This window comes from Kitasatospora sp. NPDC048407 (genome assembly GCF_043200475.1).
Classification (GTDB): Bacteria; Actinomycetota; Actinomycetes; order Streptomycetales; family Streptomycetaceae; genus Kitasatospora.
In genome coordinates, this window is record NZ_JBICXW010000002.1 from 411954 (window position 1) to 430167 (window position 18214).

19 protein-coding genes are annotated in these 18214 nt (G+C 73.0%); 10 read left to right on the forward strand and 9 right to left on the reverse strand.

The features are described 5' to 3' along the window. Positions 1-51: 51 nt before the first annotated feature. Positions 52-585 carry a DUF1453 domain-containing protein gene (locus tag ACGFWJ_RS07230; RefSeq protein WP_392946130.1) on the reverse strand — a complete coding sequence of 178 codons (534 nt, stop codon included), beginning with the start codon at positions 583-585 and terminating at the stop codon, positions 52-54. 76 nt (positions 586-661) lie between these two features. Between ACGFWJ_RS07230 and ACGFWJ_RS07235 the strand changes: the two genes are divergently transcribed. Both ACGFWJ_RS07235 and ACGFWJ_RS07240 read left to right on the forward strand, forming a co-directional pair. Further along, positions 662-1282: a TetR/AcrR family transcriptional regulator gene (locus tag ACGFWJ_RS07235; protein ID WP_392946132.1), complete on the forward strand. Its 621-nt coding sequence runs from the start codon at positions 662-664 to the stop codon at positions 1280-1282. 102 nt (positions 1283-1384) lie between these two features. After that, positions 1385-2269 (forward strand): CHAD domain-containing protein, encoded by an 885-nt coding sequence (locus ACGFWJ_RS07240; protein WP_392946134.1) that lies wholly within the window; start codon positions 1385-1387, stop codon positions 2267-2269. Positions 2270-2480: 211 nt separating this feature from the next. Here the strand turns inward: ACGFWJ_RS07240 and ACGFWJ_RS07245 are convergent, their stop codons facing one another. Then, positions 2481-3284: an NAD-dependent epimerase/dehydratase family protein gene (locus tag ACGFWJ_RS07245; RefSeq protein WP_392946136.1), complete on the reverse strand. Its 804-nt coding sequence runs from the start codon at positions 3282-3284 to the stop codon at positions 2481-2483. 144 nt (positions 3285-3428) lie between these two features. Between ACGFWJ_RS07245 and ACGFWJ_RS07250 the strand changes: the two genes are divergently transcribed. The 3 genes from ACGFWJ_RS07250 to ACGFWJ_RS07260 all read left to right on the forward strand — a co-directional run bounded on the left by ACGFWJ_RS07250 (position 3429) and on the right by ACGFWJ_RS07260 (position 4567). Further along, on the forward strand, positions 3429-3569 hold the full coding sequence (locus tag ACGFWJ_RS07250) for a hypothetical protein (protein WP_387862125.1): 141 nt from the start codon (positions 3429-3431) through the stop codon (positions 3567-3569). 96 nt (positions 3570-3665) lie between these two features. Beyond that, positions 3666-3992, forward strand: coding sequence for a hypothetical protein (locus ACGFWJ_RS07255; RefSeq protein WP_392946138.1), 327 nt, complete (start codon positions 3666-3668; stop codon positions 3990-3992). 167 nt (positions 3993-4159) lie between these two features. Then, positions 4160-4567 (forward strand): ester cyclase, encoded by a 408-nt coding sequence (locus ACGFWJ_RS07260; RefSeq protein WP_392946140.1) that lies wholly within the window; start codon positions 4160-4162, stop codon positions 4565-4567. A gap of 18 nt (positions 4568-4585) precedes the next feature. On the opposite strand, the gene ACGFWJ_RS07265 is transcribed toward ACGFWJ_RS07260, so the two are convergent. Further along, positions 4586-5356, reverse strand: coding sequence for a uracil-DNA glycosylase (locus ACGFWJ_RS07265; protein ID WP_392946142.1), 771 nt, complete (start codon positions 5354-5356; stop codon positions 4586-4588). A gap of 158 nt (positions 5357-5514) precedes the next feature. On the opposite strand from ACGFWJ_RS07265, the gene ACGFWJ_RS07270 reads away from it, so the two are divergent. Together ACGFWJ_RS07270 and ACGFWJ_RS07275 are read left to right on the forward strand one after the other, a co-directional pair. Beyond that, on the forward strand, positions 5515-6450 hold the full coding sequence (locus ACGFWJ_RS07270) for a slipin family protein (RefSeq protein WP_392946144.1): 936 nt from the start codon (positions 5515-5517) through the stop codon (positions 6448-6450). A gap of 103 nt (positions 6451-6553) precedes the next feature. Beyond that, positions 6554-6985, forward strand: a complete 432-nt coding sequence (locus ACGFWJ_RS07275) for a CBS domain-containing protein (protein WP_387647901.1) — start codon at positions 6554-6556, stop codon at positions 6983-6985. Positions 6986-7024: 39 nt separating this feature from the next. Here ACGFWJ_RS07275 and ACGFWJ_RS07280 read toward each other — a convergent pair whose 3' ends face one another. Further along, the gene (locus ACGFWJ_RS07280) at positions 7025-7960 is read right to left on the reverse strand and encodes an SGNH/GDSL hydrolase family protein (protein ID WP_392946146.1); all 936 of its coding nucleotides are present in this window, start codon (positions 7958-7960) and stop codon (positions 7025-7027) included. A 110-nt stretch (positions 7961-8070) separates the two neighbouring features. Continuing rightward, positions 8071-8523, reverse strand: a complete 453-nt coding sequence (locus ACGFWJ_RS07285; protein WP_387647897.1) for a PaaI family thioesterase — start codon at positions 8521-8523, stop codon at positions 8071-8073. Positions 8524-8626: 103 nt separating this feature from the next. On the opposite strand from ACGFWJ_RS07285, the gene ACGFWJ_RS07290 reads away from it, so the two are divergent. Further along, positions 8627-9733, forward strand: a complete 1107-nt coding sequence (locus tag ACGFWJ_RS07290; protein WP_392946149.1) for a PP2C family protein-serine/threonine phosphatase — start codon at positions 8627-8629, stop codon at positions 9731-9733. A gap of 6 nt (positions 9734-9739) precedes the next feature. Here ACGFWJ_RS07290 and ACGFWJ_RS07295 read toward each other — a convergent pair whose 3' ends face one another. After that, positions 9740-12598 carry an FAD-binding and (Fe-S)-binding domain-containing protein gene (locus ACGFWJ_RS07295; RefSeq protein WP_392946151.1) on the reverse strand — a complete coding sequence of 953 codons (2859 nt, stop codon included), beginning with the start codon at positions 12596-12598 and terminating at the stop codon, positions 9740-9742. A gap of 120 nt (positions 12599-12718) precedes the next feature. Here ACGFWJ_RS07295 and ACGFWJ_RS07300 point away from each other — a divergent pair, with 120 nt between their 5' ends. Next, positions 12719-13057 (forward strand): hypothetical protein, encoded by a 339-nt coding sequence (locus ACGFWJ_RS07300; RefSeq protein ID WP_392946153.1) that lies wholly within the window; start codon positions 12719-12721, stop codon positions 13055-13057. Positions 13058-13120: 63 nt separating this feature from the next. Here ACGFWJ_RS07300 and ACGFWJ_RS07305 read toward each other — a convergent pair whose 3' ends face one another. The 3 genes from ACGFWJ_RS07305 to ACGFWJ_RS07315 all read right to left on the reverse strand — a co-directional run bounded on the left by ACGFWJ_RS07305 (position 13121) and on the right by ACGFWJ_RS07315 (position 16289). Next, on the reverse strand, positions 13121-13909 hold the full coding sequence (locus tag ACGFWJ_RS07305) for a hypothetical protein (protein ID WP_392946154.1): 789 nt from the start codon (positions 13907-13909) through the stop codon (positions 13121-13123). Between the two features lie 353 nt (positions 13910-14262). Beyond that, positions 14263-15261 (reverse strand): glycosyltransferase family 2 protein, encoded by a 999-nt coding sequence (locus ACGFWJ_RS07310; RefSeq protein ID WP_392946156.1) that lies wholly within the window; start codon positions 15259-15261, stop codon positions 14263-14265. A gap of 245 nt (positions 15262-15506) precedes the next feature. Continuing rightward, positions 15507-16289, reverse strand: coding sequence for a transglycosylase SLT domain-containing protein (locus tag ACGFWJ_RS07315; protein ID WP_392946158.1), 783 nt, complete (start codon positions 16287-16289; stop codon positions 15507-15509). Positions 16290-16841: 552 nt separating this feature from the next. On the opposite strand from ACGFWJ_RS07315, the gene ACGFWJ_RS07320 reads away from it, so the two are divergent. Continuing rightward, the gene (locus ACGFWJ_RS07320) at positions 16842-18137 is read left to right on the forward strand and encodes a metallophosphoesterase (protein ID WP_392946160.1); all 1296 of its coding nucleotides are present in this window, start codon (positions 16842-16844) and stop codon (positions 18135-18137) included. The last annotated feature ends 77 nt before the right edge of the window (positions 18138-18214 follow it).

Sequence of the window (18214 nt, forward strand, 5' to 3'; positions counted from 1 at the left end):
GACGAACGTGAGTTCGTGGGGTGGGGTGTTGTGCGTCAGGTTGACGGGGCGTCAGGGGCGCTGTTGGCGGGTGCGGTCGAGGCCGAGCAGTGCGGACGGGCCGCGGCGTTCCGGTGCGAACGGGATGCCGGAGGTGAGGCCGCGCAGGCCGACGGTCAGGGCCTCGCCCAGGAAGCCGATGCCGATGGACAGTTGGGTCGGGCGGGCGTCGGCGGGTAGCCCGGCGTGCTCGGCGAGGAACGAGAACCCGGCCATCACCGCCAGCGAGCCCGCGGCGACCAGGAACGTCCAGCCGGTCCAGCGCTGCCGGAGCACGCCCTGGCGCGCCTCGACCCGGACGGTCGCGCCGCGCAGCGCGCCCGTCGCGAGGCCGAGCACGAGGCCCGCCGCGATCCAGGCCCAGTCGACCGCGCCGAGGCCGTGGCGCAGGTCGTGGTGCTGCCAGAGCGACCACGCGCCGAGCGCCGTGAGGACCACCGGCGGCCCGAACAGGTCCCGCGCGTTGAGCGGTTCGCCGCGCAGCCGCCGGACCACCACCGCGACGACCACCGCCGCGATCAGGACCGCGCTCACCCATCCGTGCATCGTTCCGCTCCCCCGAAATCTTTTTAGCTCGGCTGTGCCAAAACGCAATTTAGCTCGCCCGTGCTATAACGGCAACATGCCGAAGATCGTGGACCCCGAGGAGCGCCGCCAGGCCGTCGCCGATGCCGTACTGCGCGTCGCCGCCCGGGAAGGCCTTGAACACGCCTCGCTGCGCAACGTCGCCGACGAGGCCGGACTCGCGATCGGCTCGGTCCGGCACTACTTCGCCGGCAGCTCGGAGCTGATGATCTTCGCGATGGGGGAGTTGGCCCGTCGCATCGAAGCCCGCATCCGCACCCGCGCGGCCGCCCTGCTCGACCCCGCCGCGACCGGCGACCGGCGCGAGCTGACACTGCAACTCCTCGCCGAGACACTCCCGTTGGACACCGTGCGCCGCGAAGAGTCCGCCGTCTGGCTGTCCTTCGTCACCGCCGCCCGCACCCGCCCCGAACTGCGCGGCCGCCTCGCCACGATGCAGTCCGGCCTGGACGAACTCATCCACCGCGTCCTGCTCGAGACCCGCCGCACCGGCGCCCTCGCCCCCGGCCTCGACCTCGCCGTGGAGACCCGCCGCCTCTCCGCCCTCCTCGACGGCCTCACCCTCCAAGCCGTCCAGCACCCCCTCCTGGTCGGCCCGGACGAGCTCTGCGCCGTTCTCCGCAGCCACCTCGACTCACTGGCCGGTGCACGGCCTTGAGGCGCTGAGCCCGCCGCCCCGGCCCGCGGCACCGTCGCGGCGCGGTGCCCGCGCGAACCCGCCACCACCGGCCTACCCTTGGCAGGCACGGAAGGACGTGCCTTGGCGGCACGGAAGGACGTGGCGAACGTGGCACACCGGATCGAGGGCAGCGCGGGGGACGTTCTCACCGCACGCCTGCGCGAGCAGACCGCGAAACTGGTCGCCCTCGAGCCCGACGTCCGCGCCGACCGGACCGACGCCGTCCACCAGATGCGCGTCGCCTCCCGCCGCCTGCGCAGCGCCCTGCGCACCCACCGCCGCCACCTGGCCGGCGACCACACCGGCCTGGAGAGCGAACTGCGCGAGCTCGGTCGGAACCTCGGCCGGGCCCGCGATGCCGAAGTGCTCGGCGAACGCCTCCTCGCCCAGGCCCGCGAACTCCCCGACGGCGGCGACCGCGAACGCGTCCTCGCCGAACTCACCACCTGGAGCAGCCGGGAGGCCCGCGAAGGCCGCGCCGCCGTCCTTGCCGCACTCGACAGCCAAGCCTTCCGCGAACTGCTCGACGCCCTCATCGCACTCGCCGACGACCCCCCGCTCAACGCCCGCGCGACACGGCCCGCCGGGCCGGAACTCACCCGCATCCTGCGCCGCGAACACCGCCGCACCGCCGAACGCCTCGCCACCGCCGAACACACCCCCGACGGCCCGGCCCGCGAACACGCCCTGCACGACGCACGCAAGGCCGCGAAGCGCGCCCGCTACGCCGGCGAGACCGCCGGCCGCCCGGCCCGCAGCTTCACCCGCCGGATGAAGGCCCTGCAGGACGTGCTGGGCCGCCACCAGGACGCGATCGTCGCTCGTGGGGCGGTGCGGGGGCTGTCGGATGGGGGTTTTGGGTATGGGGTGTTGTTCGGGCGGCAGGTGGGGGAGGCGGTGTTCGCGCGGGAGTTGTTGCCGGGGGTGTGGGGGAGGGCGGGGCGGCGGCCGAAGCGGATGCGGTGATGGGGGTGTTTGGTGAGGTGGAGGGGGGTGGGGGGACGGCGATTCGTTGCCCGTGGGGCGGTGCGGGGGCTGTCGGACGGGGGTTTTGGGTATGGGGTGTTGTTCGGGCGGCAGGTGGGGGAGGCGGTGTTCGCGCGGGAGTTGTTGCCGGGGGTGTGGGGGAAGGCGGGGCGGCGGCCGAAGCGGATGCGGTGACGGGGGTGTTTGGCGGTCAGGGCGCGAGGTGGCGGAGGGTGAACTCGGGGAGGGCGTACGGGCCGGCCTGGGGAGCGGTGGGGTCGGCGGGGTGGTCGGCGCCGGGGATGGCGGGGGCGTGGAGTTCGGCGTCGTCGACGGGGGCGTAGTCGAGTACCGCCGGGTCGGGGACCTGCCAGAAGCGGCGGGTGTTGGCGGAGACGGCGTACGCGGTGGCGAAGCGGACGGTGGGCGGGGCGGTCAGCGCGGCCCGCACAAAACCGATCGCGTCGCGGGGGCTGAGCCAGGTCGCCAGGTGGCGGGGCTCGGTGGGGGCCGGTTCGAAGCTGCCGATGCGCAGGCAGATCACCGACAGGCCGAACTTGTCGGCGTAGAGCCGCCCGAGGGCCTCGATGGCCGCCTTGCTCACGCCGTACAGGCCGTCGGGCCGGACGGGATCCTCCGGGTCGGTGTGGTGGCCGACCGGGTGGAAGCCGGTGACGCGGTTGCTGCTGGCCAGTACCACCCGGTCGATGCCGGTACGGCGCGCCGCCTCCAGGACGTTGTGGGTGCCGAGCACGTTCACGTCGAGCAGTTCCGGCAGCGGCGCTTCGTCCGGCACGCCGCCCAGGTGAACCACCTGATCGGCGCCGGCGAGTGCCGCCTCCACGGCGGCCGCGTCGCGCAGATCGACGGTGCGCGCCTCCTCGTTGGCGGCCTCCGGCCGTAGCGGCACCCGGTCGAGCAGGATCAGTCGCTCGGCCTCGTCCCGAAGTGCCTTGCGCGCAACGGTTCCGATGTTCCCCGCCGCGCCGGTCAACGCCACCGTACCCAGCCGCACTCTGCCTCCTCAGGCGATCCGTCCGTTGCATTCTGGGCGCCGGTCTCCCCCCGATCAAGCGATATGCGGCGGGCGATCGCGGTCGCTCGATCACGGTGTCCGGCCGTGGTTCAGCGCACGCAACGCGTGGGCGCGGGAGGGGCGATGGCGCGCGGACGGACTCGGGTGGCCGGGTGGGCGGCGGTGCTGGGCAGCGTGTTCGCGGCCGGGCACGGGGTGGCGGTGGCGCTGTTGCCGTCCGGGCAGCGGGCCGGGACGGCGGAGCGGCGAACGGCGCCGAGCTGAAGGACGCGCTGCTGAAGGTCGCGGGTTCGCCGACGGCGGAGCGGGTGCTGCCCACCCTGGTCGCGGCCGTGCGCGCTGGCCTGGCTAGTGGCCGCCGTGCTCGACCGGCGGCGGGCCGACCCGAGCAAGTCTCCGCCGTCGCGGGTGCTGGCAGGGCTGCTCGGCGTCGGCCTGGTGCTCGCCTCCGTTGCCGCGCTCGCCCAGGCGAACGGGCCGGACGAGGCCGACGGGCGGCAGGTGCGGCGGATCGCGCAGGCGGGCGGGGCGGGGCGGAGGCTGCCGATCGTCGCGGTGCGCTCCGAACCGACGGCGCTGGGGCGGGTGAACCGCCACCAGGTGTACCGCACGACCGTCGATCTGGAGGTGCGGTACGCGGCCGGCCCGCGGACCGTCACCACCCGGGTGGAGACGGTCGGTGGCTGAACTCGGTGGCCGAGCGTGGTATTCGCGACCCGGCCCGACGGGTGTCGTACGGCGATCGGCCGGCTTCGCCAGCGCGTACGTAGGCGGGTGGTGCGCGGATCGGCCGCACAGGGCGGCGAGTTGGGGGCACTGGCGGGCCGGATCGGCTGCTGGGTACGGTCGGTGCCATGTCCGAAGCTGTCAGCAAGCGCAACGTCGAGGTCGTCCGCCGCTACCTCCGGGTCTTCGAGACGAAGCAGGTCTCCGAGTTCGAGGAGCTCGTCGCCGAGGACGTGCTCGTTCACGGCGCGGGGTTGCACGGTCAGGGGCGGCACTACCCCGAGGGGGCGGTGCTGACCCCGGGCCTGTCCAACTGCCGCGTCCAGGTGGACGACCTCTTCGCGGCCGGCGACCGAGTCACCGTGGCCTTCACACTCACCTACACCCACGACCGCAGCGGCCGGGACCTCACCATGACGGGCGTCAAGTCCTACCGGCTCCGCGACGGGCGGATCGTGGAGTTCTGGGGCGAGACCGACCTCTACGGACTCCTCCGCCAGGCCGGACTCGTCCCCGAGCGGATTCCGCCCCTCTGACCGGATCGCACAACGGGCCTACGGCGCGGTCGGGTTCAGGCCCGCGGTGGTCGCGGCGGTGCGGAGGAGGTCGTCGACCATGGTGGGGGTGAGGCGGCCGGTGTAGGTGTTGCGGGGGCTGACGTGGAAGCAGCCGTAGAGGTGGAGGGGCGGGCCGTCGTCGGTGGCGGGGAGGATCGCGTGGGCGCCGTGGGTGAACTGCGGTCGGGGGCGGGGGACTTGCCAGCCGGCGGCGGCGAGGGCGGGGAGGACGGCCTGCCAGGCGAAGCCGCCGAGGGCGACCACGGCGCGGACGGTGGGGCGGAGGTACTCGAACTCGCGGACGATCCAGGGGCGGCAGGTGTCGCGTTCGGTGTTGGTGGGCCTGTTCTCGGGCGGGGCGCAGCGGACCGGGTCGGTGATGCGGACGCCGAACAGTTCGAGGCCGTCGTCCCGCCAGGTGGAGTGCGGCTGGGAGGCCAGGCCGAGTCGGTGCAGGGAGGCGTACAGCAGGTCGCCCGAAGGGTCGCCGGTGAAGATCCGGCCCGTTCGGTTGCCGCCGTGCGCGGCGGGGGCGAGGCCGACCAGGACCAGGCGGGCGTCGGTCGGTCCGAAGCCCGGGATCGGTCGCGCCCAGTAGTCCTGGTCCTGGAACGCGCGGCGCTTCACCCGGGCCGCCTCCTCCCGCCACTCGACCAGGCGCGGGCAGGCCCGGCAGCCGACCACCAACTCGTCCAGTTCGGCCAGCCCGTGGACGCGTCCGACCAGTTCGGAGGGCAGGGCGGAGGACGGTTCGGAGGGCAGTTCCATGGCGCCGATCCTAGGGGCGCGCAGACCGTGACAGGCGGGACGGCGAGTCAACGGGAAAGCGTTTTCCCGTTGGGTCTCGCGCGGCCCGGCCGGTGGGGGCGGCGGCGGAGTAGCGTAGAGATACGAGTCTGCGTGCCGTACGGGTCGAGGTGACGGCGATGATCGTGGTTGACGCGTTGATTGCGGTGCTGGTGCTGTTGGCGGTGGTGGCCGGGTTGAGTGTGCGCATGGTGCAGCAGTACCAGCTCGGCGTGGTGTTCCGGTTCGGGCGGGTGCGGGACGAGATCAGGACGCCGGGGCTGGTGCGGATCATGCCGATCGCGGACCGGCTGCGCCGGGTGAACGTGCAGATCATCACCATGCCTATCCCGGCGCAGGAGGGCATCACCCGGGACAACGTGACCGTCCGGGTGGACGCGGTGGTGTATTTCAAGGTGGTCGACCCGGTGAAGGCGATCGTCAACGTGCAGGACTACAACTTCGCGATGTCGCAGGTCGCACAGACCTCGCTGCGGTCGATCATCGGCAAGAGCGAGCTCGACGACCTGCTGGCCAACCGCGAGCCGATCAACCAGGGCCTGGAGCTGATGCTGGACAGCCCGGCGCTGGGCTGGGGCATCCAGATCGACCGGGTGGAGATCAAGGACGTCGCCCTGCCCGAGTCGATGAAGCGCTCGATGGCCCGGCAGGCCGAGGCGGACCGGGAGCGGCGGGCCCGGATCATCACCGCCGACGGCGAGTACCAGGCGTCCGCGCGCCTGTCGGAGGCCGCGAAGGTGATGTCCGCGACCCCGGCCGCGCTGCAACTGCGGCTGCTGCAGACCGTGGTGGAGGTCGCCGCGGAGAAGAACTCCACGCTGGTGCTGCCGTTCCCGGTGGAGCTGCTGCGCTTCCTGGAGAGCTCCACCGAACGCAACACCGCGCAGGCCGTCGAGGCCACCGAGGTCGCGGCGCAACTCGCCGAGAACGAGGCCGAGGGGAAGCTGGAGCCGGATCCGGACGTCGAGCAGCTGGAGCTGCCGCAGGTCGCGGCGGCCGCCGAAGTGGGCCGTCCGGAGCGCCCGTTGGACGTCGCCCCGCGGCACGCGGCGTGACCCGCCGGACGGACGGCCGGGGCCTCAGCGGTGGCGGGCGGTCCGGTGGCGGGGCCAGCATGGAAGACGGCCAGTGGACACAACCAGCTCGGGAGGTCCGGCCATGACCACCGCGAAAGAGATCATGCACCCGGGAGCGGCGTGCGTCACCGGTGAGCAGACCCTCGGCGACGCCGCCCGGATGATGCGCGAACGCGGCGTCGGCGCGCTGCCGATCTGCGACGAGAACCAGAAACTGCTGGGCATCGTCACCGACCGCGACATCGTGCTCAGGTGCGTCGCCGACGGACGCGACCCGGGCACCGTCAAGTGCCTCGAACTCGCCCTCGGCCGCCCGATGGTGATCGAGGAGGACGAGGACGCGGAGTTGGTGCTGTCGGTGATGGAGGACCACCGGGTGCGCCGGCTGCCGGTGATCAACCACCCCGACCACAAACTCGTCGGCATGATCAGCGAAGCCGACATCGCCCGGCACCTGCCGCAGGAGCGCGTGGCGGAGTTCGTCACGGCCGTCACCGCCGTCACCTCCCACTGAGAAACCGGCCGTCACCGCCCACTGAGAACCGGTAGGGCGTCACCCCGCCACACCGGGTGGTGCGGCGGGGTGGCGGCGTGTCAGTGCATGTACTGCTTCGGCAACTTGGCGACGAAGGCGTCCGCGATCACCTGGTAGCCCGCGTCGTTGGCGTGGATGTCGCCGCGCGCCATGTTGGTCCACTGCATGACCTGGGCCACGTTCAGCGGGCACCTGCTGGTTGCCCAGCGGCACCAGCGGCGCGAACGAGGTGGTGGAGAACGCCCCCGCCACGTCGGCGGTCGGGACGCGGTGGCGCGCGTCCACCGTCTCGATCACCGAGTTGAGCGCGTTGGCGAGCGGCACCGAGGCGGTGGCCATCTCCTTGCCCTTGTCGCCCGTCATCCAGGCAGCCAGGAACGGGTCGTACAGGTTCATGCCGACGATCCGGGTGTGCGGGCCGGCCGCCTGCTGGAGCTCGCCGAGGATCCGGTCCAGGCCGGTTCGGACCTGCTCGATGCCGTTCATCGCGCAGGGCAGGTCGAGCGAGCCACCGGCCGCGCAGCGCTGCACGTCGTTGGCGCCGATGTCGATCGTCACCAGCACCTCGTCCTTCCAGTGCGCCTTCAAGTAGGCGACCGTCGCCTCCAGTTGGGAGCCGCCGAAGGAGTGCGGGTACGGGCAGCCGCCGTTCGCCATGGTGCCGGTGGTCTCGCCCGGGCAGCCCAGGTCGGTGAACTCGAACGGGCGGTGGTCGTCCGCCGCCCGCTCGCCCAGCGTCCGCGCCAGGTCCTGGGCGTAGCCGCGGCCCACGATGTGGCCGCCGGTCGGCGTGGACTGGTAGCCGGCCGCCAGCGAGTCGCCGATCGCCAGGTAGTACGCCGTGGCGTGCTGCCCGCCCGGCGCCGCCGAAGCGGGAACGGCCGCCGCGCCGGTGAGGGTCAGAGCGGCGAGCGCGGCCGCAACGAGCGCGCGGCGGCGGGGGATTGGGCGCATGGAGCCTCCAGGGCGAATGATCGCGATCAGACGGATCCGAGGAGGCTACTGCTCGGTACACCCCCAGGAACAGGGGTGTGCACGTACGTGATCTTCCGGGGCAAGGGGGTTCAGCCCGGGAACGCGTAGACCGTGGTGGCGTGCGCGACCGGGTCGTCCGGGGCGTCCGGCGTGGTGAGGGTGATCTCGGCGAACGCGATCCGGCGGCCCAGCTTGGTCAGCCGCGCCGTGACCAGCAGATCGGTGTCACGCGCCGCACGCTGGAAGGTGATCGACTGCTGGACGGTGGTCATCGGAGCGAACCCGCCCAGCGCCGAGGACACGGCGACGACCGTCGCCGTGTCGGCCGCCGCCATCATCGCCTGCCCCGACAGCCCGCCGCCGTCCCGGGCCAACTGGTCGGACCACGGCAGCCGCAGCACCGCGTGCCGCGTCCCCGTCTCCACCACGGAGAGCCCCAGGGCCCGCACCCACGGTGCGAATCGCTCGGCGAGGATCAGGTCGCCCTCGGCGGGCTCCAAGGGGTTCTTACCGGCTTCGGCAGCCTTCGGCGGGGTCGTCATGGCGTGATCGTAGGAGCTGCCGGTGACGCGGCGCCATACCCCGGACGCGGAGTGTCCACCGGTCGTGGGCAACCCCGCGGCGAGGCATGGTGGTGGGGTGGGAGTGCGGCGGAGTCTGGCGGAACTGCGGAGCGAGTGGCGCGCCGAACACCTGCTGGTGCTGCTGCCGATCAGCCTGATCGTGCTGATCTCCGTCATCGACATCTCGATCTCCCCGAACATCCACCTCGGCCCGCTGCTGGTGGTCGCCCCCGCCATCACCGCCTCGTTCGCCGGCACCCGGATGACCGCCCTGATCGGCGCGCTCGCACTGATCGCCCTGATCCTCATCGCCGCCTTGCACGGCGGCCTGTTCACCGCCAACCACCAGGCCCAGATCGGCGCGCTCGCCCTGGTCACCGTCGTCGTCGTCGCCTTCCGCCGGGCCCGCGAACGCCACGGACGCGAACTCACCCGGGTCCGTACCGTCTCCGACGCCGTCCAGCGCGTCCTGATGCGCCCGCTGCCCGAACAGGCCGGACCGCTGCGGATCGCCACCCGGTACCTCGCCGCCGACGACGAAGCGAACGTCGGCGGCGACCTGTACGCGGCCGTCCGCACCCCGCACGCCACCCGCCTGCTGATCGGCGACGTCCGCGGCAAGGGACTCGACGCCGTCGGCGACGCCGCCGCACTGCTCGGCGCCTTCCGCGAGCTCGCTCACCTGCACCAGGACCCGGCACAGCTGGCCGACGCGCTGGAGACCTCCTACCAGCGCCACCTCGCCGAGGTCGCCGACGCCGGCCACGACGTCCGGGAGAACTTCGCCACCGCGCTCGTGCTCGACCTGCCCGACGACCGCCCCGTGATCCGGCTCGCCGACTGCGGACACCCGCCGCCCCTGCTGCTCACCCCCGGCCACGCCCACCTGCTCCCGCTGCACCGGAGCGGCCCCCCGCTGGGCATGGGCGACCTCGCCCCCGCCGACCGCCGCACCGAGGAGTTCGCCTTCCCGCCCGGCAGCACCCTGCTGCTCTACACCGACGGCGTCACCGAGGCCCGCAACCACGAGGCCGTCTTCTACCCCCTGCCCGCCCGCGCCGCCCACCTCGCCCCGGAACCCATCACACCCACGGACTTCCTCGACCGCCTCCGCCGTGACCTGCTGGCCTACGTCGGGGGACGGCTGATGGACGACGCGGCGATGGTGGCGGTCGGGCGGGAGGGCTGACGGGGGCTACTCGTTCTGCCGGGTCTGCTCGAGCGCGCGGAGCAGGACTTCGGCGAGGTGCAACGGCCGGGCGGACGGCTCCAGTTGGGTGAGCTGGGTGCGGCAGCTGAGGCCGTCCGCGAGCAGCAGCGTGCCCGGCTCGGCGGCGCGGACGGCGGGCAGCAGGGCGCGTTCGGCGGCGGCCACCGACACCTCGTAGTGGCCGCGCTCGAAACCGAAAGCCCCGGCCAATCCGCAGCAGCCGGCGTCGAGTTGACGGTTTGTGAGACCGAGCATGGCGGTGAGGCGCTGGTCGGCGTCGGTGCCCAGGACGGCGTGCTGGTGGCAGTGCACCTGGGTCATCGCCGTGCCGCCCAGCCGCGGCAGGGCGACCTCGTTCTCGTCCAGGAATTCGGCCAAGGTGCGGACCCGGGAGGGGAGTTCGGGGCCATCGAGGAGTTTCGGCCAGTCGCCGCGCAGGGTGGCGGTGCAGGACGGCTCCAGGCCCACCACCGGGAGGCCGGGCGGCAGTTGGCGCTGGGAGTGGCGGATCACCCGGCGCGCCGCGCGGAGTTGGCCGCTGGCGATCAGCGTGAGCCCGCAGCACACCGGCCCGGCCGGCAGCTGCACCCGGAAGCCGAGCCGCTCCAGCACCTGCACGGCGGCCATCGCCGGTGCGGGGGCCAGGAGTTCGGACATCGAGTCGGGCCACAGCAGCACCGCAGGTGCGGCCGGGTCGGCCGGGTGGGCGGCGCGGTAGCTGCGGAACCAGGAGGAGAAACGGCGCTCCGGGAGGGCGGGGAGCGAGCGCCGGGGGTCGATGCCGCCGAGGCGCTTGAGCAGGGCGCCGCTGAACCGGCCGCGCAGGGCGGCGTTCGCGGCGCGCGGCGCGAGATGGGCCAGGCGGAGCCACAGCGGCAGCAGGCCGAACGAGTAGTGGGCGGCCGGACGGGGCCTGAACCGGTAGTGGTGGTACAGGAATTCGGACCGGTAGGTGGCCATGTCCACCTGCACCGGGCAGTCGCTCGCGCAGCCCTTGCAGCCCAGGCAGAGATCGAGCGCCTCCCGGACCTCCGGCGAGCGCCAGCCGTCGGTGACCAGTTCGCCGCGCAGCATCTCGCCGAGCAGCCGGGCCCGGCCCCGGGTGGAGTGCCGTTCCTCTCCCGTCACCATGTAACTCGGGCACATCACCCCGCTGTTGGTGTCCACGCACTTTCCGACGCCGACGCAGCGGTGGACGGCGTTCAGCAGACTGCCGGCGTCCTGCGGGTAGGCCAGGGTGAGTGGCAACTCCCTTCCGGGGAAGCGCAGATCGGCGTCCAGCGGGCGCGGGTCGACCAGCAGGCCGGGGTTGAGCAGGCCGTCCGGGTCCCAGATCTGCTTGAACCGGGCGAACAGGTCGATCACCTGCGGCGGGAACATCCGAGGCAGCAGCTCGGCCCGGGCCTGCCCGTCGCCGTGCTCGCCGGAGAGTGAACCACCGTGCGCCACCACCAGATCCGCCGCCTCGGTGAGGAACTCCCGCATCACCTGCGGCCGTTCACGCACCGGGAAGTCCAGGCGCAGGTGCACGCAGCCCTCGCCGAAATGCCCGTACGGCACCCCGCGCAGCCCGTGACGCTTCAGCAGGGCCCGCAACTGTCGCAGGTAGGAGCCGAGTTGCTCGACCGGGACGGCCGAATCCTCCCAGCCAGGCCACGCCGCCCCACCCGGTCGGCCGTCCGGCCCCGGAGGCAGCCGGGTGACGATGCCGGCGCCGGCCTCCCGGATCGACCACAGTGCACGCTGCTCGGCCGGGTCGGTGACCAGCGCGACCGTCGCGGTGCGCTCCCGCCGTACGGCGTCGGCGAGTTGACGCGCCCGGTCGGTGGCCTCGGCGGCCGTGGCGCCGCCCGTCTCCAGGAACAGCCAGCACGCACCGTCGGGCAGCCGGTCCAGCACCGGCGGGCGCGGCCCCGCCGCGAGCAGCGCGGCGACCAGGTCGGCGGCCATGCCCTCGCAGGTCAACGGTTCGAGCGGCAGCAGCGCGGGCACCGCGTCGGCGGCGGCCGTCTCGTCCCGGTAACCCGCCACCACCAGTGCGCGGTAAGGCGGTTCGGGCACCAGCCGGACGGTGGCGCCGAGCAGCAGGGCGCACGTCCCCTCGGTGCCGGTGACGGCCCGCACCAGGTCGAAGCCGCGCTCCGGGAGCAGCGCGTCCAGCGGATAGCCCGAACCGCGACGCGGCAGCACTGGCATGGCGCGGCGCAGCAGCGCCAGATTGTCGGCGGCCAGGGCCTGCAACTCCCGGTGCAGACGGCCGAGTCGGCCCGGCGCGGCGGCCAGGGCGGCCCGTGCGGCCGGTGGCAGCGGGCCGGTGACGGTCAGTTCGGTGCCGTCGGCGAGCAGCAGGTCCAGGCTGTGCAGGTTGTCGGAGGTGCGGCCCCAGGCCAGCGAGTGCGAGCCACAGGCGTCGTTGCCGATCATCCCGCCCAGCGTGCACCGGCTGTGGGTGGACGGATCCGGCCCGAACCGCAGCCCGAACGGCCTTGCTGCGCGCTGGAGTTCGTCCAGTACCGTGCCCGGTTCGACCCGCGCGGTGCGGGCCTCCGGATCGACCGCCAAAACCTTGCCGAGATGCCGCCGAAAGTCCAGCACCACCGCGCCGGGCCCGATCGCCTGCCCCCCGATACTCGTCCCCGACCCGCGCGCCACCACCGGCACCCCGAACTCCCGGCACACCGCGAGCGCCGCCCGCACATCGTCCGCATCGGCCGGCTTCACCACCCCACGCGGCACCTGCCGGTAGTTGGACGCGTCCTGCCCGTACACGGCCCGCTCCGCAGCGTCGAAGCGGACCTCACCACGGACGGCGGCAGCGAGAGCACGGGCGAGATCGGAGACCATCCGCCGATCATCCCAGCCGGGGGCGTCCGGCCCCGGTCGCGGGCCCGCGACCGGCGGGTCGGAGCTCGACGGGCAGTCGCGGTTCCGTGCTGTGTCCGGCCGACGGCTACCTTGGCGGGCATGGAAACCGAACATCCCCTGGTCCGTGACGTCTTCCCCGAACTCGTGGACGAACTCGCGGCGCTGCTGGAGCAGGACGGCGAACCCGAACTGGCCGCCGGCGCACGGGAACTGCGCCTGGTCGCACTGTGCGAGTGCGAGGACACCTCCTGCCAGAGCTTCCGCACCGCCCTGCACCCGGCCGGACAGCCGTACGGCCCGGGCCACCGCTGCCTCGAACTGCCCGCCGAGGAGGGCATGGCCGTCCTGGACGTGGTGGACGACCGGATCATGTACGTCGAGCTGATCGACCACCCCCCGCTGCGGGACGCGCGTACGCACCACGCCACGCGAGCATGAAGATCGGATCATCACGAGTCGCGAACCGGACCCGGCCGCCCTCTCGCTTGAGCCGGTGAACGGTCAACTACCGGTGGTTTGCGCCGATTCGGAGACCGGGCTTGCCTGCTTGGGGATGGTGGCCACGACCGGTTCGGTGGGCTGCGGCCCGGATGCGGCGGGTGTGGTCGGTGGAGTCGAGGCCGTAGGCGAAGTCGGGGCGGTGGGCTGGATCTTGTCGTCGCGTTCGTCGTCGCCGGCGCCGTCGCGGGTGGTGAGGACGGTGTCGAAGATCTCGCGGAGCTTGTCGGTGGCCTGCTTGGAGAACAGGCCGCACAGGCCGGCGATGCCGGCGAAGCCGTACGGGTTGGTGGCGGTGCCGTCGGTGCCGTTGGCGAACAGGCCGCCGCGCAGCAGGAAGTAGACCAGCAGGGCGAGTGCGCCGCCGATCGCGGTGCGCAGCAGGTACCAGGGCAGCCAGCTGGGCAGGAGTTGGCGGTTGCCCGCGTAGGTGGCGAAGGACGTCGCGGCGTGCACGAAGCTGCCGAGCCCGCTGGCGGCCAGGACGGCGATCAGCATCGCGGTGTTGGACGTCAGGTGCCAGGGGCCGAGGCCGAGCACCGCCCAGGTCGCGGGGACCTCGGACGGGGCGCGTTCGGCGGTCAGGGTGGTGAGCGGCGTCCAGACGCTGATCAGGGCGGCCACGCAGACGAATGCCTCGGCCAGCAGCAGTACGCCGAGCAGCAGCACGGCCCAGCCGGCCATCTGCTGCTGGGGCGGGAGTTGGCCGACCGGCCCCGGAGTGGGGCCGCCGTCGGCGGCGGAGAACGGGTCCGCGGTGGGATCGGCCGACGGGGAGACAGGGGAGGTCATCGAGAGTTCGCCTTCCGGTCCGGTGATGCACGGAGGTGCACGGGGTGCACGGGGTGCACGGAGGTGGCGCGGCAGAGGTTGGCGCGGGGAGGGACTCTACCGTCCGCCCGGGGCCGACGGTTCGTCAGGACCGCTTGGTCCAGGCCAACCGCGTGCTCGTCAGGAGGTTGCCCGACGGATCGTCAGGGCACGCGGCCCGGGCGGAAGATTTCCGAAATCCCTGCCGCGAGCCGACGTACGCCGTCCCCACTCCCGGCGCGTGTTCGCGCGAGGGCGCGCTCAGCGGCGCACGCCCCTGGGGCCTGCGGGGGCGCGCTCAGCGGCGCACGTGCCTCGGGCCTGCGAGGGCGCGCTCAGCGACGCACGCCCGCCAGGCGGGAGAACTTGGCGACCTCGAAGGTGGCGTACGAATTCGACGCCAGCAGCGAGAACTTGATGCCCTCGCGGCCGTCCGGGCGCTTGTAGCCGTCCGGGAGGAAGCGCTTGTAGTGCTCGGCGGCGCGCTGGAAGAACTGCGGGCGCTCGGTGCGGGTCAGGGCCCCCGGCAGGTCGAAGACGAACAGGTAGTGGCGGATCATCCGGGTGAACAGGTGGGTGCGCACCTCGGGGTTGACCGGCGGGGCCTCCTCGGGCTGCGCGTCCAGCAGCTCGAAGGTGCCCTCGTAGCGGTCGAACAGGTCGAAGTGGCTTGCTCCTTCGCCGCCCGCCGGGTGCAGGGTGTGGCGGCGGCGGATGGTGACGCACTCGCGGTTGAGCACCGCGATCCGGGAGGCGGCCAGCAGCGTGCGGTGCACCGCCGGGACCTCCTCGTAGAACCCGTCGGGGAAGGTCGGGGCGGTGGCGGTGCGCACCAGCCGGTCCCAGATCAGCGGTGGGGCGCCGAAGAATTCGGGGTGCTCGGCGGGGGTGAACACGTCGGGGCCGGCGGCGTCCAGCAGTTCGGCCGCGTTGCCCGGCCACACCTTGCCCCGGTACTCGCGGTTGTGGCCGAACAGCAGCAGATCGACCTCACCGGTCTCGGTGAGCCGGGCGTCCATCGCCTCGAACGCGTCCGCCGGCAGCAGGTGGTCGGCGTCCAGGAACAGCAGGTAGTCGCCGCGCGCGTGTGCCGCGCCCGCCATCCGGGCCCGTCCGATGCCGGGCTCCGTGTCCAGCCGCAGCACCCGAACCCGGGCGTCGCGCAGCTCGTACGCCTCCAGCAGCCGCTCCTCCGGGCAGTGCGGGGAGGGCGTCTGGACCACGATGATCTCGAACTCGCGGAAGGACTGTGCGAGCAGGGAGTCGAGGCACTCCTTCAGTTGTTCCTGCTCGTCGTAAGCGGGGAGCACGACGGTGATCAGTGGTGGGGCCATGGGCGGGAGGCTAGGGGCGGGGACAGCCTCAGGCAAAGGTCGGAAGCCGCTCTAAAGCGGCTATTCCGGACAGCAGTCATGGGAAGTTCGCTGAATCTTCACCAAACGAACACGAGCGTGCGATGAAATGTCCGGATAGAGGGCGGAACGCCGTGACTTGCTGACGTATCGTCAGATGTACGCATGGTGGTGGAGCTGCGCACACACCGTGCCGAATGTCCCTCCGGGGCAAGGACCAACGGCCCTCAGTACCAGTTGTGAGCCTGCCAGAACGCCCACGCCGCACACGGGCTGCCATAGGTCTGGTTCATGTACTGCAGGCCCCACTTGATCTGGGTCGCCGGGTTGTCCCGCCAGTCCGCGCCCGCCGACGCCATCTTCGAACCCGGCAGCGCCTGCATCAGCCCGTACGCACCCGAGGACGGGTTGGTCGCGTGCACGTTCCAGCCGCTCTCGCGCTCCACGATGTTGTTGAAGCACTGCAACTGCCCCGCCGGCACGAGTTGCGCCGCGATCTGCTGCGGCGTCCCGCTCAGCGCCTTGGCGACGGCCGACGCGGACACCGGCGCGGACGCGGACGCGGACGCCGATGCCGACGCCGACGGGGTGGCGGACGGCTTGCTGCTCGCCAGCGCCTGGCGCTGCTGTGACCGGGACGCCGCCTCGGCGTCCGCCCTGGCCTTCGCCTCGGCGCTCGCACTGGCACTCGCACTGGCCTCCGCTTCCGCCTTGGCCTTCGCGTCCGCCTCGGCCTGCGCGGACGCACTGGCGCTCGCGCTCGCCTCCGCCTCGGCCCGCGCCTGCGTGGACGCGGCGTCCGGCGAGGGGAGGGCGTCCGTCGCGAGCTGCTCGACGCTCGCCGGCCGGGCCGCCGCGTCGGCCGGGGCCGAGTGCTGCGGCAGGGCGATCGCCAGGGCGGCGGCACCCGCGACCGCGATGGTCGCCACACCCGCCACCATCGAGTGGCGGTTGCGACGGAGCGTCCGCGAAAGGCGGGACGGGCGGCGGTGCGGGCGGCGGTGCGGCATGGCGATCTCTTCTTGTACGGGCCGGACGGCCGGTGGGACACGGCGGCCCGCCGACCGGCACGCACGGCACCGGCCCCGCACCGTGGAACACGGCGCGGCGCGGCAATCGGACGAACGTGGCAGCGGGATGGTGGCCGGAGCGGCCGGGCTGCCCGGCGGACGGGGGACATTCTTGGCAGATCACGCAGAGTGGCTCAAAAGCCCCGGCAACTATGCCTCGTAGTAGCGGATCGGTCGGAGGGGAGGTGGTCGGGCGGGCTTCGGCGGCTCCGGGTCGGGCTTGGTCCGCACCATCGGCCGGTGGCCACCGGAATGCCTCTGACCTGCGAAATTGCGGTAAGCTTCGGCGGGTGGACGGGAAGGCGATGTGGCCGTCCGCGAGGCTGGTTCGCGCACCGACTATTGAGAGTCGTAGAAGCCCGCCACGATGTGGGAGGGCTCACAGGAACCGAACGCGCACCGGCACGCCCCGCACCCGGACGAACACGCCCGGTCGAACGGAACGGCACCCCGGTCACAGCCCGCGATCACCGAGCCCCGATACTTGCCCGCATGGTGATCGCGGTGGTGGGGCTGGTGGCAGTGCTCGGCCTGTTCGGGGCGGCGCACTGGTACGTGTGGCGACGACTGGTTCGCGACGTCTCCCGCCCCGGCAGCCGCTACCGGCGCGCAGGCACCGTGCTCGCCGTCCTGCTGCCCGTGCTCTCCCTGCTGGCCCTGGTCGGCGGCCGGGCCTTCCCGCTTGCCGTGGAACGCTGGTTCGCCTGGCCCGGCTACCTCTGGATGGCCGTTCTCCTCTACCTCCTGCTCGCCCTGGGGGCCGGCGAACTGCTGCGCCCCCTGCTGCTCCGGCTTCCGCGTCGCCGCGAGAGTGAGCCGGCGGTGGCTGTCGAGCCCGTGGCGGTCTCTGCCGCGGCGGTGACGGTTTCTGCGGAGGCGGCGGGGCCCGCAGGGCCTGCTGCTGGGCCGGCGGAGCCCGAAGAGTCCGCGGCGGGGCCTGCTGGGGCGGGGAAGGCGGTGGAGCCCTCGCGGCGGCTGTTCGTGTCCCGGGTGGTGGCCGGGGCGGCCGCCGGAGTCGCCGTCGGCGTGGTGGGCAACGGCGCGTACGGGGTGCTGCGCGGGCCGCAGGTGAAGCGCGTGACGGTGCCGCTGGCGAAACTGCCGCGCGCCGCGCACGGCTACCGGATCGCCGTGGTCAGCGACATCCACCTCGGCCCGATCCTCGGCCGCGCACACACCCGGCGGATCGTCGACACCATCAACGCCACCCAGCCCGACCTGATCACCGTGGTCGGCGACCTGGTCGACGGCACCGTCCCCGAACTCGGCCCCGCCGCCCGCCCGTTGGCCGACCTGCGGGCCAAGGGCGGCGCGTACTTCGTCACCGGCAACCACGAGTACTTCTCGGGCGCCGCGCCCTGGGTCGACTTCGTCCGCGAACTCGGCGTCCACCCGCTGGAGAACGCCCGCGTCGAGCTGCCCTGGTTCGACCTCGCCGGGGTCAACGACATCGCCGGCACCTCACAGGGCCAAGGCCCGGACTACGCACGGGCGTTGGGCGACCGCGACCGCGGCCGGGCGGCCGTCCTGATGGCCCACCAGCCGGTGACCGTCCACGACAGCGTCCGCCACGGCGTCGACCTCCAGCTCTCCGGCCACACCCACGGCGGCCAGCTCTGGCCCGGCAACTACCTTGCCGAACTGGCCAATCCGACCGTGGCCGGCCTGGAACGGTACGGCGACACCCAGCTCTACGTCACCCGCGGCGCGGGCGCCTGGGGCCCGCCGGTCCGGGTCGGCGCACCGTCCGACATCACGGTGGTCACACTCGCCTCGCTCCAGGCCTGAGGCCGCTCCAACTGACCCGACCCCGCCGGGACATGGCGCGAGGCGGCCGGGTGTAGGCAGCCCGACGCCGCACCCGG

Coding starts and splice junctions, on each gene's coding strand:
- ACGFWJ_RS07280 (WP_392946146.1), bottom strand. CDS start 7,960: ATGCGCCCAATCCCCCGCCGCCGCGCGCTCGTTGCGGCCGCGCTCGCC.
- ACGFWJ_RS07260 (WP_392946140.1), top strand. CDS start 4,160: ATGTCCGAAGCTGTCAGCAAGCGCAACGTCGAGGTCGTCCGCCGCTAC.
- ACGFWJ_RS07320 (WP_392946160.1), top strand. CDS start 16,842: ATGGTGATCGCGGTGGTGGGGCTGGTGGCAGTGCTCGGCCTGTTCGGG.
- ACGFWJ_RS07235 (WP_392946132.1), top strand. CDS start 662: ATGCCGAAGATCGTGGACCCCGAGGAGCGCCGCCAGGCCGTCGCCGAT.
- ACGFWJ_RS07265 (WP_392946142.1), bottom strand. CDS start 5,356: ATGGAACTGCCCTCCGAACCGTCCTCCGCCCTGCCCTCCGAACTGGTC.
- ACGFWJ_RS07275 (WP_387647901.1), top strand. CDS start 6,554: ATGACCACCGCGAAAGAGATCATGCACCCGGGAGCGGCGTGCGTCACC.
- ACGFWJ_RS07250 (WP_387862125.1), top strand. CDS start 3,429: ATGGCGCGCGGACGGACTCGGGTGGCCGGGTGGGCGGCGGTGCTGGGC.
- ACGFWJ_RS07305 (WP_392946154.1), bottom strand. CDS start 13,909: ATGACCTCCCCTGTCTCCCCGTCGGCCGATCCCACCGCGGACCCGTTC.
- ACGFWJ_RS07230 (WP_392946130.1), bottom strand. CDS start 585: ATGCACGGATGGGTGAGCGCGGTCCTGATCGCGGCGGTGGTCGTCGCG.
- ACGFWJ_RS07300 (WP_392946153.1), top strand. CDS start 12,719: ATGGAAACCGAACATCCCCTGGTCCGTGACGTCTTCCCCGAACTCGTG.
- ACGFWJ_RS07295 (WP_392946151.1), bottom strand. CDS start 12,598: ATGGTCTCCGATCTCGCCCGTGCTCTCGCTGCCGCCGTCCGTGGTGAG.
- ACGFWJ_RS07310 (WP_392946156.1), bottom strand. CDS start 15,261: ATGGCCCCACCACTGATCACCGTCGTGCTCCCCGCTTACGACGAGCAG.
- ACGFWJ_RS07285 (WP_387647897.1), bottom strand. CDS start 8,523: ATGACGACCCCGCCGAAGGCTGCCGAAGCCGGTAAGAACCCCTTGGAG.
- ACGFWJ_RS07270 (WP_392946144.1), top strand. CDS start 5,515: ATGATCGTGGTTGACGCGTTGATTGCGGTGCTGGTGCTGTTGGCGGTG.
- ACGFWJ_RS07315 (WP_392946158.1), bottom strand. CDS start 16,289: ATGCCGCACCGCCGCCCGCACCGCCGCCCGTCCCGCCTTTCGCGGACG.